The following is an 18,323-nucleotide window of genomic DNA, read 5'->3' as shown; positions in this document are numbered from 1 at the left end:
ATCCACTTTCTCAAATTTAATTATTCATATTTACTGCTTGTAACGGCTTTAACTCTTCCATAAAGTCAAGCAAAGATCCTACTGTAAGAAACGCCTTTGGATCTATCTCATCTTCTGGAACACATAACTTTAATTCCATTTCAATGTATACAATAAGCTGTAACATCATTACCGAATCTATATATAAATCTTGATTTAAACGCATCGTTTCTTCTAAATGTGTTACATTTTTCAGTTCCATTTTTTCTCTCATAATACTTAAAACTGCTTCTTTTAACATTTCACGACTCATGTTGTTATCTCTCCCATCTCTAATAACTTCCGACTTACTTTCCCTGTTTTATTTTTCGGAATCTCTGCTACATTTTCAATTTCATGTGGCACTTTATAAGACGGTAAATGCTGTATGCACCATTCTCTTATTTGTACTGGTTCAATACGAGAGACTACTTTCGCTTTTACTATTTCTCCCATCACAGGATGCTTGCCCCGGTATACAATTGCCTCCTGAATACCTTCTAATCGAAGCATCGTTTCTTCCACTTCTATAGGAAATACCTTTAGACCGGACACATTAATAACATCATCTATTCGCCCCATGAAATGAAGGCCTTGCTCAGATCTATAACCTAAATCTTTTGTATAAATCTCCTTTTCAGCAATTTTCACTACGATTTCTTCAGGTTCATCTTCATTTGAACCTATGTTAATACTTACATGAGGAAGTGGTTTTCCTAAATCCAAATGTGTTTCCATAGCATGACATATACTAATGCAACCAGCTTCAGAACAGCCGTACTGCTGCATCATGTATTTCGTCATGCCCTTTAACTTATAAAATACCGTTTCTGGCAAAGGTGATCCTGATGTCATAATTTTATGAAACTGAAAAGTCCCTTGTGGAAAACTCCCCATAATATGTAACATAAGTGGTACTGCGTATATGATATGTTTTTCGGTATTACGAACTATATTTAATGCGAATTTAGGGTTTTTATTTGTAATGATTATAGGCTTACTACCTCTCGTAATTGCTGATAACGTGCCACAAATTAATCCGTATGAATGTGAAACTGGAGCCATTACAATTGGCACTTCGTCTTCTTCACATTTTAAAGCTTCATTGTAAGCGGCAATTTCTGTTTCAATTTCCGTCCATGCTCTACGAATCAGTTTTGGCTCTCCTGTTGTACCTGAACTATACTGCAATAAAGACGGTTCTTCTTGTAATAGATTTGGAACTTCTAATTTTGTAAAGTCGTTACTTTCTCCGTATAAAAGTGCAGTACACTTTGCGCGCTTTGCCATTTCAATAGCTGTATCCTTTGGCGTATCTTCATGAATAAGTAGTACAGATGCTCTTTTTTCTTTTAGGAAAAACACAAGCGTAATAATATCGAATGGATCTTTCAGACAAAGTGCAAATCTATTTCCTTCTGCTTCTTGAAATTGTTCCACTCCCTCGTAACCTTGTAATCTCAATTCAAAATCATATTTGCTAAATTCTTGTTTATTAACGATTAGCATGATTTCCCCCTGTAACAACTGATTTTTGTATTGTAAGTTGCTTTGCTCTATACAATGGATTTGGAACTTCATGAACAAGCGATTCCACATCCATATATAAACGACGCTTCGTTAATTGCTCTGCATGAAATGTAGGTGCATATAATTGTAATGCTTCAAAACGTTCTTTCGAATGCGAAAATCTTTCAAAATGATCTTCTATTTCTTCAACAAGAATGATCCAAAATTGTTCCTCTTTCAACTGATACTCATCTGCCAGCACGAAAGCCAGTTCACCTAGATTGAATAGGAAAAGCGCATCTAAAACCATTTCTTGTAAACATTCAATACGGTCCATTTCAAAGAAATCATTCATTTGACCATTCGCATATGTTTTATGCATTTTAGTAAAGTCAGGACATTTTTCGAGTTCTTTCAAAAATGGACGATAAAACTCCAGTCCTTCATGAAAATCTTTTAGTGCAATACGGACTGGTATTCCCTCTTCATGAACTAAAATCATGTTTTGTCCATGTGATTCTAATGCGACTCCATGCTCTACAACGAGGTGTACAACTGGGATAATTGCTTTTTGAATAAGCAATTGTAACCAGCTTTCTACTCCATATCTCTTTAACCACAAATCAATAGTTGGTGTCCCATCTTTTCCCTTGGCATATAAACCGTTAAATGGGATTGCCTCTTCTTTCTTATCTAAATATTTGTGAACGCTTTCGCGCCAAATACATCCTAATGAGCCATACGTAGCTTTTTTATTCGCATCGTACGTAACACTCGAAAATTCATTTAACAAAATTAAACGCGATTCATCCCTTAAATAAGGGTCATGATTTACTATATCTTTTAACCAATTCGATATAGCAGGTGCACTCACAACCGAATGTGGTTTTAATGTACGGATAGTTGAAGTATTGAGTAAATTCATTGATAACTTTACATATGGTTTCTCTCGATTCGTAACATTTCTTAATGTCCGCATCGACTGCTGCGCGCAATAATCATCTTCTGATTTCCCTAAATAAATAATATATTTATCCTGTATATGGTCAGTATAATTCGGAATAATAAAGTTCTCCCACTGCCAAGGATGAACAGGTATAAACATGTACTTCTTCGAATCACAGTCCATTGTTCGAATACGATCCATATACTCTTCGATTTTCTTTTCACCAATTTCTTCTTTAAAGGTACAGTTATAACTCTCTTCACTTTCATATCCTACAGTCGTATATTTCTCATGAACTGCAATCCATATAATTTTCATTGGTTGCATAAATTCAAATCCATATTGAAAATTATCACGATATTGAAACCCGATGCGTGCTTTATAACTAGGATGATACGGGTGTCCATCTATTAAATGACTTTCAAGCTCATCATAAGATTTCGCAAGATAGTCTTCTTCACAACTTCTCTCATATTGTGCAATCGTATCTTTAAAGATTGTTTGTTCTAATTCTTGAATAAAAGAATCCAATTTCGTTCGATCCACTTGAACAATCCGAAAAATCTCCTGTAAAAATTGTGAAACTGATTGTATTTCTTCTTCCTCATCTTGAACTCTCATTATTAATGAGTCATGTAAACAAATACGCCCAAATGTCATACGTTCTTGCCCATAGCATTGGTACATTACATTTTGATCCTTTTCATCAAGACCTTGTATAATAAAAAGTATTTGCTCTCCCTTTTGTATACGAATCGGCGTAATGATTTCTTCATAAATTAACGATTCTACTAATTGCCGGAATACTCTTCTTCTTACTGAAATGTACTCTTTTGATTGGAGTGCCTTCAATATTTTTATGTGATAAACTTCTTCTTTCATAAATCCCTCCGCTATAATACGGAATATCGAATTCCATTATTTGTATTACGTGAAATTTTAGCACTACTTATGAACGAACAGCCACTTCTCTAACGAGTGGATTATCTACTTGTACATAAATTGCTTGCTCTAAAGGATTTGTCAGTTCATCAACATCGAAAAATCTCGTTAGCAAATTTGCTTTACATGCCAATTTATTTTCTTCCAACAATTCACTTAAAAATGTAGAAGGTTCACGGTTATATGGAAGGAACTCTTCAAGTACAGACCTTAATTCCGAAAGAAGAATTTCCTCCTTTATTAATCCTGCTGTACCAAAACCGTTAATTAGTCCAAACATATGATTAAAAATTAAATAGTAACGAAATCTTTCATCCACAATGTAATCGTCATATAAATTCCCAGTACGTTCGCCAATACCAGATAACTCATTATTAAGCTTCTCTTTCATTGAATTGCAGAAATAAAACCCTTGATTATCACGGAAGTAAAACTTAACTGGATAACCATCTTTCAATTGAACAACACTATTTTGTTGATGCGCTTCTAATGCAACGCCATAACGTAAATACATCCATACCATCGGCTTTAAAGAGATATTCATATATCGTCTAAACCACTCTAAACTTACTTCTTCACAGCTTCTACCTTCTAAATCCGCTAAGCGATGGATAATATTTGCTAAACGAGTTCTTTCACCCGGAATTGCATCTTGTACTAATCCAGCGATAAGCGTTGCATCATTTTCATTTTCACTATAAAATGTGTTTTCTCGAATAATCACTTCAAATCCAGACTCTTGTGCCCCGTATTTTAAAGTAATAAAGGCCGGATCACATATAAAATCAAATCCTGGAAACTTTTCTAGCACCTCTCCAATTTTAGTATTCAATATTTCCTTACCTTCAAGTCCACTCTCAAGTTCCTTCAATTTATTAATACGCATTGAATTCGTGACCTTTACAGGGAATGAAAACTTGAACATATACTTCGAATGAGGATGATATAGCGTTCTAAGTGATGATGTCGCCATATAACACTTACCTACTGGACCGATATATTCAAGTACACCTTGATTCATCCAATTTTGCACATAAGATTGATGTAATAGCCATTCTGCTTGTAGCGGATGGATTGGAATTAATGAATATTCATCTTCTTGACAGTACTCTTCAATAAATTCTTGACCTACCTTTTCATCGTTCTTTAATTCCTTTTTTATCATCGCCGTTGTAGAATCTTGTAACAATGACTTTTCACTTACTATACTTTTATGTGCCCTAAAATAGTGAAGTTGGCACTCCCCTTTTAATTCAGGAGAATACATTGAACTTTTCCAATCCAATATACCTTGTCTACTCTTTGGTGTAGGATGAGTTAAATGTCCAAATAATAAAGATTGCTCCGCCTCTATAAAAGTCGTATGGAAACCATATAATTCAGCTGTATCCTGCTCCCTTCCTTGTATAAACTTCTCAATATTTTGACAACTACAGATAACTCGAAGCATAAGTTCATCAGGATTCGTACCTTCTCCATAGTTAATAGACATTTCCTTTATTAAAAACATAATAACCGTAATATAATCTGCTTTAATAACATTTTTATTTTCGCCAATTTGGTAATAAAATTGTTCTCCAAATAGATGACGGTCCGTTGACGATTTATATATAACTTCCCCATACAAAGTAACGTTTTGTGCCGATAACCGACAGCATAAATAAGTGGGGATAGCGTCTCTTTGAAATGAATGGCAGAAAATATTTTCTATCCTTTTATCCTCCGTAATCCATTCTCCACTTCCTGTTTCTCTTAAATAACAATTTAAAAAGCTTTGTATTGTTGCATGTTCCGCGATTTGTTTCGCATGCTGCATACTGCTCCTCCTCTTTTAGACGAACACTATCATTTTTTCGTGAAACTTCTGACAGTTGAATTTTATTATCAACTATGATTTTAATTGATAATGATAATCATTTCAAGATATATTTCAGAGTTTTTTTATCTAACTAAACCTTTTGTCTTTTCCACAACATTAAATCCGTATGCAAAAAAACATCAATATAATTATTGATGTTTTTTAATATCCGTAAGTTTAATTTACATAATATAATTATTCAAACCTAAATTGATAATGTTTTGTATAAACAATCCATATCTCGCCAAGCATATGCTATTTCTTCTACATTTAGTCTTTCTAAAAGTTTCGTGTCAATTTTTTCCGGATTATATTTTTCATAAAACTTTTTAGAAGGGTTATTAGCAACAACCCAAACTAACAGAGATTGCATATTATCTTTTTTACATTCCGATAGCAATGCTTGAAATAATCTTTGTCCTATCTTCATTCCTTGATATTTTTGTAAAATGTATATTGCATATAATTCCCCATCACAATTATATGTACCTGTTCTTTCAACTCCCCCATCGATAAATCCGATAATTTCCCCATTTAACGTTTCTGCTACAAATCTATATTGTAGATTGTCTTCTTTTTGAAAAATGTTTTCCCATTGCTTTTTTCTTTGTTCAAATGTTAAATTTTCTAAAATTTCGTTAGCGAATATCCCAGTATACGTCGTTTTCCAGCTTTCCACATGCACTTTCGCTATTGTCGCAATATCAGCTTTCATTGCCTTTCTAATATGTATCTCCACCATACTCATCCCCCTTAGAAAATAATTATAGCAAAATGTTTTGTATGCATTAAAAAAAGAGTGAATTTTCATCACTCTTTTTATCTACTTTCAACTTCTACTGAAACAACATGATCGATTTCTTTTAAAGAACTATATAATTCAGTTGTATATAAATCTTCTGGAGCTAAAATGACCATTTCCAATTGCTGAGATGCCCCATTATCAATATCTTTAATTTTCACTCGTTTTACTTGCATATTTAAATTTTTAATTTGCTTAAAAATCCCGTCTAACTCTCGATGTTTGTTTACGGTAATTTTTATGGATAAGTCCTTTTGTCTTAATGAATAAGGGCCTGCAATTTTCACAATTTGCGGAAGTACGTTAATCGCTAATATAATTAAAATCATAGCAACCGTCGCTTGTATATAAAACCCTGCACCAATCGCAATACCTAGTGCTGAAGCGGCCCATACCATAGAAGCTGTCGTTAATCCTGAAATAACGTCATTATTTCTTCGTAAAATTACCCCTGCTCCAAGAAAACCAATCCCACTAACAATTTGAGCGGCGAGACGCATTGGATCCATGTTTGTATGACCCGGTACAGAATAAACATTCACTGATTCAATTGAAACCATTGTAATTAAACAACTCGCTACGGAAATAACCATACTTGTTTTCACACCAAGCGGTTTATTCTTTAGCTGCCTATCTATTCCGATGAATAATCCTAAAAAGAGTGCTAAACCTAATTTGAATAAAAATTCATATGACATAATTCCTTCTGCTACTAAGAATATAGACAAATGTACATTCTTAGAGTATTCCTGCTTCTGCGTGTCCTGTCTCGCCACTAACTCGCTACTACAGTTTGCTGTAACACTCCACAGGCATAAATTCCGATGTAGCCCACCGTACATATATACAATCTATTTACGTTAGTATTGTATATTTTTTTGCTTGTAAAAGGTTGATTGACGCGTTCAAATCTCTACCTATTACATTTCCACAGTCACATTCATATACTCGTTCGGATAGTTTTAAGTCTACTTTCTTTTGACCACAACATGAGCATAACTTCGACGAGGGATAGAACCTGCCTACTTGACGTAGTTCAATTCCATATTCCTCACATTTCGCCAATAACCATGTTTGAAATGTATAAAAGCATTGCTTCGCAACTGCTTTAGATAGATGTTTGTTCTTCATCATACCTTTCACATTCAAATCTTCTACTGTAATAAATGTTGGCTTGGTTTTCACCACATCATTTACAATAGACTTTACATACGCTAATCGAATATTTGTTAACCTGGCATATAGTTTTTGCACTCTAAGAATATTTTTATCTATATTCGCTCTTTTGTTAGTAACAGATTTTTCACCTCTCTTTTTTATATTTTCAAATTTACGCGATAAAAAACGTTGCTCACGTCTTAACCGTTTTTCTATCTTTTTTACTCTTATTGTTTTGTTGATGTTTTCATGAACGATACCGTCGCTACGTATAGCGAAATCCTTCACCCCTAAATCAATACCTAAACCTGTTTGCTTGAAAGTTGGCTTCGTTTCTGTTTCTTCCAATTCGCAAAGCACGGATACAAAATATCTTCCTGCTCTTTTACCTATCGTTCCACTTTTTACAATCGCATTTTTGGGAATATACCCATATTCTTTTAACCTTACCCAACCAATTGTGGGGATTTTTACTCTATGCCTTTCTACTGTCCAATCTGTTTTGTTGTTTTTAGGAAAATAGCACTTCACATCTTGCTTCTTCTTTTTCTTATATCGTGGAAATTTAGATAAACCCTTAAAAAATCGCTTAAAAGCTTTATCCCCGTTCATAATCGCTTGTTTTACAGCTTTACTTGATACTTCTTTTATCCACTGGTCACATTCTTTTGTATAGACATTGTTCAACCATTTTGAAAAGTCATACCCACTTAAAAACTTTCCTTCGGCTTCATACAACTCTTTATTTTTAGAGATATACAGGTTGTAAACATATCTGCACACACCAATAGTCTGATTTATTCGAGGTATTTGTTCTTTTGTCGGATGGATTTCTATTAGATATGCTCTTTTCATAAATCTTTATCCTCCGGTATTTTCTTCTTGAATCCCCATATAGTCTTTATACTGTTTATCTGTATAAAATCTTCTTCCTTTAGGGTTTCGGTAAGCAGTCAATACACCCTCGTTATCCTTCTCTGTAAAGTTCTTACAGACACATTGATTATTTCAGCGAATTCTTTTGATTTATATTGTTTCATAGGTAGAATGTAACATATTTATCTGCATTTGCGTATGTTTTATACAACTGTATTGATCTCCTTACTTCCTAATATTTCCCTTCGAATATTTCACTATAACTCTTTTATGATATCAATTCCAGTCTTTTCTATTCATTTAAAGTAAAAAACCGAAAAAACATTTTTGACAATGTTTCCCCGGCTTTTTATTATAATTAAGATCTTTCTTTATTTTTGTTCTTTAATTTTAATTTGTGCATCTTTATAAAATGCTAACTTATTATCATTATACTCTTTTGTATGTTTATTAAATTGTTCTTTCGCCTTTTGCGCTTCCACATTTAACTCATTAACAGTTTTAACTTTTTCACCAATTTCTTTTAACTTCGTTTCTTTTACTTTTAATTTTTCATACAGTTCTTTTTCAGTCGCTAACGCCTTCGTGTAATTCTCATTCATCTTTTGGAAGGCATCATAACGATTTTTATACGATTCTTCTACTGTTTTTGCTTGTTTTTGTAATTTCTTATCTTCGAGTTTTTCAATATTATTTTGAACGGATGTCGTTTCTTTCTGCGCTTTTTCTAACTGTTCCTTCTCGTTTTTCAATACTTTTTCACGCTCGTCTACATTTGCAGTAGCTTGCTCTATTTTCTTTGAAACTGCTTCATTATGCTCTTTACCTTCTTGTAAAATTTGAGAATAAAGTTCTTGTCCTTGCTTTTCTAACTTCTCTAATTTTTTTGTGTCATCTGCTAAAGATTTTTCCTGTGTAGATGCTGCTTCAAAAGCCGTAAATAAATTTTCTTCTGGCTTTTCACCGAAACAACCTGATAATAATCCTACTGATAATGCTCCAACTACTGCTACTTTTCCATATTTCAACTTCAATTCCTCCATTACATACGGTTATCATGCCAGAGGTTCACGGGGAAGTGATTCTCTTCATGATATGCTTCAAACTCATAACCCTTTTCTTTTAGACCCTTTAATATTGCTGGCACAGCTGCGACTGATTGCGGATGAATATCATGCATTAAAATGACTTCTTGAGGATTTGTTGCACCAGCTAATACATTTTGAGCGATTTGTGCTGCCGCTGCATCGACTGGTACTTTATTGTATTTCCAGTCTAAAGAATCAATTGTCCAGTCCCATACTTTAAGACCACCCTCTACTACTTTGTTTCGAAGGCCTTCATTTAAACCAGGCTTCGACCCGTATGGTGGACGTGTTAATTGAGGTGATTTTCCAATAATATTTGCGATTAAGCTTTGATCTTCTTTCATTTCATTAACATATTCGCCATTTTTATATAACTTCGCAAAATTGTGTGTCATACTATGCATTCCAACATAATGACCCTCTGCATTTTGACGTTTTACTAAATCAGGAAACGCTTTTACATTCGCTCCGATTAAAAAGAATGTCGCCTTCGCATCATGCTGTTTTAACATATTTAATAATTCAGCCGTATATTTTCCTGGCCCATCATCAAATGTAAGATAAGCAACTTTTCTTTCCATTCCGTTAAAACGACTTGGCGCCGTTTTATTCATTTCAACTTTCGATTGTTCACTTGCAAGCTGCACTATATTTTCTTGCTTAGCAACAGCTTTTGCTGGTGAAGTAATAGATTGAAACATGAAATACCCAATAGCTACTATTGCAATCGCTATTGAAACAACTGCAACTCGTTTAATTTTAAAAGCCTTTTCCATTCTATCGAATTCCTCTCCCTATTAATCTTATATATAAATCACCCAATATAATTATACATCTATTTATTTTATTACACTATATAAACAATCTAAAATATGAATTATAATGGGAGTTTTATCAAAATTGTTGTTCCTGCCTCAACAAACTCTTTATTCTTTTCATACCAATTCTTGATTGCACTATGTACAACTTTCAAGAAGATTTGTTTTAACCTGTTTGCTCTTCATCTTCTATCAATTCAATTCGCTTTCAACTTGCAATGAGATGAATTTATTTTCTCTATTTTAGGAGTTAATTACCAAATTCTTTCCTCTAGTATATCGTACAATTGCACCTTTTGTTTATATAAATTAAAATGATTTGACTGTAGACGTGAAAAAACTAGTAGCCCTTCTACTAAAAATAAATGAAGCAATCCATTTCCATAAAAAAAGATTGGCTGAGGCCAACCTTTTTTTATACTTATTCATTTCGAGTTGGTTTTGGTGTAACACCTAAATGCTCATTTAACTTAGTCGAAATATCTTTCACATTTTTTTCGTTTGGAATGTAATAATAAATACCACCAATACGCTTATCCGTTCCTTCTATTTGCATCTTTTCCATTTGCAAATCTGATCCTGCCATATTTTTCGTAATAGCAAGCATATCATCAAACGTTAAGTTTGTTTTCATATTTTTATCAACTGCATCAAGTAAAGAGCCCATTTTACTAATTGATTGAACAGACATTGCTTTTTTCGCAATTGCTTCAATTACAAGTTGTTGCCTTTGACCACGCATTGCGTCACTGTCAATTTTACGCGTTCTAGCAAGTGCAAGGGCTTGTTCACCATTTAAATGTTGGTAACCTTTTTCTAAATGGATCATACCTGCTTGGTCTTTACTATCTTGTTCTGTGAAAGTAACAGGTACATCAATATCAATACCACCAATTGAATCTACAATTTGTACAAATGACTCAAAGTTAAACTTCACATAATAATCAACTGGTACATTTAAAAATCTTTCCACTGTATCTCTTGTACTTTCAACACCACCAAATACGTGTGCGTGTGTAATTTTATCTAATTTCTTTCTAGATGGAATATAAACACGTGAATCACGAGGAATGCTTACTAATTTAACGGATTTATCATCTTTATTAATTGTCGCTAATAAAAGTGCATCTGTTCGAACCGCTTCACCATATTGGCTTTTTCTCATTTCGCTTCCATCGACACCCATGATTAAAATCGAAATATTATCCTTTAAAGGTTCCACTTCTTTGTCCCTTTTTGATGACTTATCAATTTGTGCATATGCATCACTTACAACAGCTTTTGCTTTGTTATATATAAACGATCCATATCCTACTCCTCCAAAAACAAGTAGGAAAAATGGAATTAAAATGAACCATTTTATTGATTTTCTTTTAGAACGTTTTTTACTGCTTCTCGTATCTTGTTCTAATTCAGAGCTCATGTTCATTCTCCTCTCTTTCTCTTTTCCTAGTATAATGTATGTCTAGTAATCTTCATATTGAATTTCCTTTCAATCACCTTACATTTTTGTAAGGTTACATCATGAATCCAATATGTATTCCATTTCACATTATACTCTCGTGCTTATTTTTGGCAAGTCACTATTTATCAACTTCAAAAATTTAACACTTCAAAACGTTCAAATTTACAGATTTATCATTCTGTTATTTGCAGGTAGTAAGACTTTCACCTCATAATTTATCAGGAATAAAAGAGTCAAGTTTGGGCCGTGAAATTTTGATTGGTGATGACTAATAATCAGTGAGGGATAAATCCCCCACTGATTAAAATTTCACTTTATTATTTCTCATTTGGTGTGTATATCATTTGCTTCCCATTATTATAAATTAAAGCTGATTTTGCTTTTATTTTCGTTTTTTCTATTTCCACATCATCATTAGAGAAATTCACAATAATTTTAATCTCTTTTCCATAAGAAGCAGATTGTACTAACTTATCTTCTGACAAATATGCAAAGTTCGTCATTTCTTCTTTTACTGCCTTTTCATGAACATCATTCCAAACTTTCAGATGCTCTGTAATTTCTTTTTTATGCTTATTCCACTCTACTTCATCTAAATGGTACAACGGAGGAACATTATACAATAACTCATATAACATACGATTTCCAACCTCGTCCATTACCTTCAAACTTCCCCATTCCCAGTGGTGCGTTGTAATAACCGAATCATTGTATACTAGTTTATATAATGGCACCGAATATACTGGATTTAAATATACTTGCTTATATTCTTCTTTTAACGGTACTTGTTTTGCATATTTTTCTGGAACATTTTGATTTGGTGACCAATATCCACCGACATAATACGGGCTTGTTTTATTTTTTCTCATATCTTCATCGTCCCACTTAATAACTGGTGTTTCAATTCCATGAGCAAATGCAATCGTACTACTTGCAAAATCATTTCCGCCCTCAGAGCCAACTACCATACCTTTTTCTTGTGCAATATAATCCATTCGTTTTAATCGTGCTTGTAAATCTTGTTCTTGTGTCGTTAAATGTTTTGCCGAATAGTCATCATAAATTTCGCCCGTCGCGTCACAATCAATAAACCATGAATTATATTTAGGGCCATTTTGTAATATATCGTTCATTCGTTCTTTTACACTAGGAAGTGATAATGTCGGATTTAATTTTCGGCCTCTCCCTAAAAACCCTTGCACTTTCTCACCATTTTTCTTCGTTACAGTGGCTTCTTCATATAACGATGGGTCATTAAAGGAAGCTGTGTTCCAATTTTTATCACCTTTTTCGTGAATAGAATGGTAAGAATCATACGGACCAACTAAATATCCCATTTCCTTAGCTTCTGTAACGAAATTAGGCTGCATAAATCCTTGTTCCCAGTTCGGTAGACCAATCCACGCTTTGTCTATCCCTACTTTTTTCATTTCCTTTATTATATCCGTTCCATCTGCTTTACCCCATTTACTTACTTCTTCAACTGCATCACCGAGTACTGACTTTAATAAATGTTTATTTAAGCTATACAGCTCTGTCTTCGATAAGTGATCTACACCTTTCTTTAATAACACACTAGCTTCCTGATTAACTTTCGGGAAAATATCCTCTTTATACAATTCCTTCATAGATAATACTTCGTTTGTATAGCGTAAAATAACATTTTTTTGGTACTTATCGATAAAGTCTTGTTTACTCACCTGCTCAAATACATTCAATTCCCCAGGCTCTGAACTATTCTTTTGAATAAGCTCTTTTATATGGCTAAACACCGGGCTATTTATTTGCTCTCTTAGCTTCGGCCAATTCACGTTACTTTCTGATAAACCATTTTGATTCCAAAAGTAAAAATGAGCTGCCCCGTAAAGTTTTTCGATTTCTTTATTTTTTCTTGCCTTTTCTTGTAATGTTTTAAATTCACCTTTTCGAGCAATATTATCCTTATAGAGTTTAGCAATACTTACTGCATCATTATTTGTCACATATAATTGAAATCCATATTTTTTATTTTTATTTATACTCGGGAATTCATGTGTAAAATCAAACCCTATTTTCGGATCTGAATGAAATTTCAATTCATTATTAAACATATTGTTCGCAATATATACGATCGAATATTTAGAACCATTTAATGCAAAAAACTTCATAGAAAGTGATTCAGCAAATGAATATGCATCATCCTTTAAAAACTTCTTCCAATTCTCATCATTACTCGGAATTTGCTTACCTTCCCATAACGGAAGTGTATAATTTTCAGCTTGCACTTTTGGCCATGTAAAACTTTCTGCACCAGTCGATTCCACTTCAATATTTAAGTGGTCTTTTTTCTTTTCTAAATTTACTTTTACTTTTTGATCCGGATATTCCCATGATGTATGATCCTTGTCTTTTTTCAAATTCGATACCTTCATTTTTGGTAACGGTTGTGATGCCTGTTCTTTTACACCATCATGTTCTACAGTTAACGTAAAAGTCTCAGGATTTACATCGTAAGTAAAATCTTTATACGTCGCTTTCTTTATTTTAGACTCTTGTAAAGCATCATTACCTTTTACATCACACCCGACTAAAGTCGAAAATGACAATGTTGTAAGAAGACATATCGCTATCATTTTTTTCATCTTCTGCACCTCCACCAATGAATATACAGGAGGTTTGTTACAGGAATATGGCAAAAAAATAATAGAGCTAGCATTATGCTAGCTCTATTATGAGCAAAAAAAATTTACGTATAACTATAATCTGTTTAAAGAAAATATGTAATACAGTGGGACTTTAATCCTTGTTTTTTTATTCTCACTAATAATTAGATCAAGCAAATCTAAATTCCATCAAGCTTTCCTTAACTGAAAAAGTAACTATATATAATATATCCTAAAACTAGCACTAAAATTAATATCCCTGTACCTTTCCAATTCATACCACCTGTCATATCAGCGGGGCTACCTGATTCCGCCCTGTTGAGTCCATCATTCAAAGAACCGGTAGGATTATTTTTCAATTCACCTTGTCTCATGCGTTCTCTTTTTTCTTCTGGTGACTCTTTTGAACTCATATAATCACCTCTAAAATTAATGTTCATTCCGAAAAATCCCCTTTAAAATAGATTCTCCATAACGTAAAGAAAGCTAGCGATGCTAGCTTTCTTTATAATCCAATATGTTCTTCCTTATTTACAGTAATCCCTTTATGATCAATTTCAAGCTCACATACTTTCATAGCTGCAAATACTCTCGCTAATTGGTCAGCTATTTCTTTACGCTTCTCGTACGGAGTTAAAATAAAAATGGATGGTCCCGCACCACTAAGCGCTGTGCCATATGCTCCAAATTCCTTTGCACATTTACGAATTGATGGTAATAACGGTACAAGTTCTAAACGATATGGCTCGTGGAAATGATCTCGTTCCATCATTTCACCTACAACTTCCCACTTCTTTTGACATAACGCAGCTACTAATACGTTGCTTATCGCACTAGCTTTAACTGCTTCATGAAACGGAAACATCTCTGGTAATACTGATCGGCTTTCATCTGTATTTAGCTCTTCATTTGGAATAAGAGAAATTACGCCTAATTCCTTACTTTCAATTCTTACAACCGAAACATTCTTTCCATCAAGTGCTCCGATTACAGTTCCACCTAAAATAGAAGCAGCAACATTATCTGGATGCCCTTCAAAATTTGTAGCAATTTGAACCTTTTGATCAGTTGTTAAATGTAAATTTCCAAGTTGATTCGCAAGCTCTATTCCTGCTACAATCGCTGATGCGCTACTTCCTAGCCCTCTTGTCAGCGGAATATTACTAGTAACTTCTATTATATGGGGTGATAAAGAAGGACATACTTTACATGCCGTGCTAACAATTAAATTTTTATCGTCTGTTGGAATTGAATCTTCAAAGGAATGGATTACTTGCCATTTATCCGCTTCCGCCTTTACCAGCACATCTAAATATAATGACAATGCTATTCCTACTGAATCAAATCCAGGTCCAACATTTGCTGTACTAGCAGGGACACGAACTCTTACTGGTATCACGACATAATCACCCCTTTAATATGATCTTTAATTTGTTCTATATTATTTGAAACACTTGCAATGTCTAATTTATTAGAAGAGATAGCGATATCAGGATCTTTCAAACCATTTCCAGTTAATACCGCGACAACTGTTTCGCCTTTTTTGATTTTTCCAGATTGAACATGTTTAATTACGCCGGCTAATGAAGCATTTGATCCTGGTTCAGCAAAAACTCCTTCCGTTTTTGCTAACAATCTATACGCGTTTAAAATTTCTTCATCTGATACCATATCTATTTCACCATTAGACTGCTCGGCAGCCTCTACTGCATATGACCAACTTGCCGGATTACCGATGCGAATCGCTGTTGCAACCGTTTCAGGCGCCTCAATTACATGTCCTTTTACAATTGCCGCTGCTCCTTCCGCTTCAAATCCATGAATTCTTGGTTTCTTATAACCTTTTTCTTTCTCATATTCACAGAACCCTTTCCAGTATGCTGTAATATTTCCAGCATTCCCAACAGGTATAGCTAGAACATCTGGTGCGTTTTGCAACTGGTCACAAATTTCAAACGCTGCTGTTTTTTGCCCTTCAATTCGATAAGGATTCACTGAGTTTACTAATGTAATCGGCTCTTCCGCAGCAATGTTTCTTACAGCTCTAAGTGCATCATCGAAATTCCCTTCTATTGAAATAATCTCCGCTCCATAAGCAACTGCTTGTGCTAATTTCCCATGCGCAATCTTTCCTTCTGGTATTACGATAATACATTTCATTCCGAGGCGTGCCGCATAAGCTGCAGCCGATGCCGATGTATTACCTGTAGATGCACAAATGATTGCCTCTGCCCCTTCTTCTTTCGCTTTTGCAACTGCCATTACCATACCACGGTCTTTAAAAGAACCTGTTGGATTCGCTCCTTCATACTTTCCGTATAACTGAATCCCTAATTGTTTTGATATATTTAATAATGGAATAAGGGGTGTATTTCCTTCCATTAAGCTGACATCAGGTGTGTTTTCATTCACCGGTAAATAAGAAGCGTACTGGTTTAATAGTCCTTTATACATATTGTTTTTCCTCCTCAATAATGTAGTAACTGTTTATTTCACTTGCGACATCTTCTATCGCCCCTAAAACTTGTTCGAATTGATATTTTGAAGTTCGATGCGTCACAACAACGACTTCTGCAAGCTCACGATTCAAAGGTAATTGAATTACCTCTTTTAAACTCACAGAATAATCGACGAAACATTCTGTTATTTTTTTAAACATTCCAGGCTCATCTCGTAATGAAATGCGCAAAAAGTATTTTGAAACTACTTCTTCATCTCCTTGTAATTCATACGGCTCCGGTTCTTTTAATACACTTTTATTTTTCGGAACTTGATTTATATTTTTAACGATTGAAATAATGTCACTTACTACAGCAGAACCAGTTGGTAACTTCCCAGCTCCAGGTCCGTAAAACATCACTTCTCCTACTGCTTGACCGTGAACATACACCGCATTAAATTCATTATTCACATTCGATAGCGGATGATGACGTGGTAATAAAGTCGGTTCTACACTTAAGTGAATGGATGATCCTTGTTTTTCAGCTTTACCAATTAATTTCATTGTAAATCCTAATTTTTCGGCCATCTCTAAATCTTCTTTTTCAACCTTTCGAATACCTCTAACTTGAACATCATCTAAAGAAACATTCATCGAAAAACCTAAGTTTGCAAGAATTGCTACCTTTCTCGCAGCGTCTAGTCCATCTACATCCGCTGTCGGATCTGATTCTGCAAACCCTAATTTTTGCGCTTCCTGTAAAGCCTCTTCATACGACCATCCATTTTGACTCATCTTTGTTAACATATAATTTGTTGTTCCATTTACGATTCCCATTATTTTTTCAATTTGATCTGAAGCTAGCCCGTCTGATAATCCTCTTAATATTGGAATCCCACCGGCTACACTCGCTTCGTAACATAGGTCACATTCATTTTTATTTGCCAGTTGCAGAAGCTCCGCACCATATACAGCCATTAAATCTTTATTTGCTGTTACGACATGTTTCTTACTTTGCAAAGCCTTCACAATATGCTCTTTCGCTTCTTCAATTCCGCCCATTACCTCTACTACAATATCAATATTTGAATCATTTAGAACTTCATCGACATTACTTGTTACTACGATTCCATCAATGCAAACATCACGTTCCTTTTCCAAATCACGTACAACGACTGTCTTTACCTTTACTTCATACCCTGTATCAAGAGTAATTTTTTTATAATGTTCTTTCAAAATATGGACAACACCACTTCCGACAGTACCTAACCCTAATACCCCAACATTAATAACGTTATTCATCTTCTAATCTCCTCCTAAATAGTTTAATTGTTACACCTATGAATCACCTTACTCTGCTTTTTAATCATGCAGGTGATGGTTATTTCCGTACGTACTAATCGTTTCATGTTACCGCAGCTCCTTTCAAAGTAATAAAGTGAAACTTTAATCAGTGGGGATTTTGTCCATGCCTCACTGATTATTAGTTGAACCAATCGGGCTTTTACGGACAGTTGATCTCCCGTCTTACTCCCTCGCATCCGCCAAATTTTGAGATGGGAGTCTTACTGACCGTTAATGCGGGATAAAAAAAACACACTCATCCCTAGGAAAGGGACGAATGTGTTTTCGTGGTTCCACCCTTGTTCCAACCTAGACTTACTTTCTTCTAGATTGCTCAAGTTCAGATAACGGCTGATACCGTCAATAATTACTAGATTGCTCGTTCACTATTGAAGTTCAAAGGTGGTAAGATCATTT

Annotated in this window: 15 protein-coding genes, 2 pseudogenes and 1 other annotated feature (1 of these 18 only partly in view); all 17 genes and pseudogenes read right to left on the bottom strand. The window is 34.3% G+C overall.

Annotation, left to right across the window (positions count from 1 at the left end; translation table 11 throughout):
- Window positions 1-16: 16 nt before the first annotated feature.
- Complete coding sequence (gene asbD, locus ABH955_RS17005; protein ID WP_242308669.1) at window positions 17-292, bottom strand: petrobactin biosynthesis protein AsbD; 276 nt, start codon at window positions 290-292, stop codon at window positions 17-19.
- Window positions 289-1,527, bottom strand: coding sequence for an AMP-binding protein (locus ABH955_RS17000; protein WP_404454944.1), 1,239 nt, complete (start codon window positions 1,525-1,527; stop codon window positions 289-291). Before ABH955_RS17000 ends, asbD begins: the two co-directional genes overlap by 4 nt.
- Entirely contained in the window at window positions 1,514-3,355 is a 1,842-nt protein-coding gene (locus ABH955_RS16995; protein ID WP_404454941.1) for an IucA/IucC family protein, read from the bottom strand. The genes ABH955_RS17000 and ABH955_RS16995 overlap by 14 nt, the downstream gene beginning before the upstream one ends.
- Window positions 3,356-3,422: 67 nt before the next feature.
- Entirely contained in the window at window positions 3,423-5,231 is a 1,809-nt protein-coding gene (locus tag ABH955_RS16990) for an IucA/IucC family protein (protein ID WP_404454938.1), read from the bottom strand.
- A 247-nt stretch (window positions 5,232-5,478) separates the two neighbouring features.
- Window positions 5,479-6,015 carry a GNAT family N-acetyltransferase gene (locus ABH955_RS16985; protein WP_098168056.1) on the bottom strand — a complete coding sequence of 179 codons (537 nt, stop codon included), beginning with the start codon at window positions 6,013-6,015 and terminating at the stop codon, window positions 5,479-5,481.
- Window positions 6,016-6,092: 77 nt separating this feature from the next.
- Window positions 6,093-6,773: an MgtC/SapB family protein gene (locus ABH955_RS16980; protein ID WP_002012374.1), complete on the bottom strand. Its 681-nt coding sequence runs from the start codon at window positions 6,771-6,773 to the stop codon at window positions 6,093-6,095.
- A 157-nt stretch (window positions 6,774-6,930) separates the two neighbouring features.
- A complete protein-coding gene (locus ABH955_RS16975; RefSeq protein ID WP_404454935.1) occupies window positions 6,931-8,088 on the bottom strand; it encodes an RNA-guided endonuclease InsQ/TnpB family protein in 1,158 nt (385 codons plus the stop codon).
- Window positions 8,089-8,120: 32 nt separating this feature from the next.
- A pseudogene (locus ABH955_RS16970) lies at window positions 8,121-8,273 on the bottom strand (MerR family transcriptional regulator); the annotation flags it as partial.
- A 207-nt stretch (window positions 8,274-8,480) separates the two neighbouring features.
- The gene (locus tag ABH955_RS16965) at window positions 8,481-9,137 is read right to left on the bottom strand and encodes a YkyA family protein (protein WP_002086134.1); all 657 of its coding nucleotides are present in this window, start codon (window positions 9,135-9,137) and stop codon (window positions 8,481-8,483) included.
- A gap of 14 nt (window positions 9,138-9,151) precedes the next feature.
- A complete protein-coding gene (locus tag ABH955_RS16960; RefSeq protein WP_404454932.1) occupies window positions 9,152-9,973 on the bottom strand; it encodes a peptidoglycan-N-acetylglucosamine deacetylase in 822 nt (273 codons plus the stop codon).
- 134 nt (window positions 9,974-10,107) lie between these two features.
- Window positions 10,108-10,374, bottom strand: a pseudogene (locus ABH955_RS16955) (sensor histidine kinase); the annotation flags it as partial.
- A gap of 62 nt (window positions 10,375-10,436) precedes the next feature.
- On the bottom strand, window positions 10,437-11,438 hold the full coding sequence (locus ABH955_RS16950; protein WP_002126935.1) for an LCP family protein: 1,002 nt from the start codon (window positions 11,436-11,438) through the stop codon (window positions 10,437-10,439).
- A 359-nt stretch (window positions 11,439-11,797) separates the two neighbouring features.
- Complete coding sequence (locus tag ABH955_RS16945) at window positions 11,798-14,101, bottom strand: glycoside hydrolase (RefSeq protein WP_404454929.1); 2,304 nt, start codon at window positions 14,099-14,101, stop codon at window positions 11,798-11,800.
- Between the two features lie 221 nt (window positions 14,102-14,322).
- Entirely contained in the window at window positions 14,323-14,535 is a 213-nt protein-coding gene (locus tag ABH955_RS16940; RefSeq protein WP_404454926.1) for a DUF6366 family protein, read from the bottom strand.
- A gap of 92 nt (window positions 14,536-14,627) precedes the next feature.
- Entirely contained in the window at window positions 14,628-15,521 is an 894-nt protein-coding gene (thrB, locus tag ABH955_RS16935) for a homoserine kinase (protein WP_219302045.1), read from the bottom strand.
- On the bottom strand, window positions 15,518-16,576 hold the full coding sequence (gene thrC / locus ABH955_RS16930; RefSeq protein ID WP_404454923.1) for a threonine synthase: 1,059 nt from the start codon (window positions 16,574-16,576) through the stop codon (window positions 15,518-15,520). Before thrC ends, thrB begins: the two co-directional genes overlap by 4 nt.
- The gene (locus ABH955_RS16925) at window positions 16,569-17,864 is read right to left on the bottom strand and encodes a homoserine dehydrogenase (protein ID WP_404454920.1); all 1,296 of its coding nucleotides are present in this window, start codon (window positions 17,862-17,864) and stop codon (window positions 16,569-16,571) included. Before ABH955_RS16925 ends, thrC begins: the two co-directional genes overlap by 8 nt.
- Before the next feature lie 308 nt (window positions 17,865-18,172).
- Window positions 18,173-18,323, bottom strand: a binding site (T-box leader) (it continues 81 nt past the right edge of the window).

This window comes from Bacillus sp. RC240 (assembly GCF_044907945.1).
GTDB classification, from domain to species: domain Bacteria; phylum Bacillota; class Bacilli; order Bacillales; family Bacillaceae_G; genus Bacillus_A; species Bacillus_A mycoides.
This window is presented reverse-complemented; position numbering and strand designations above follow the sequence as displayed.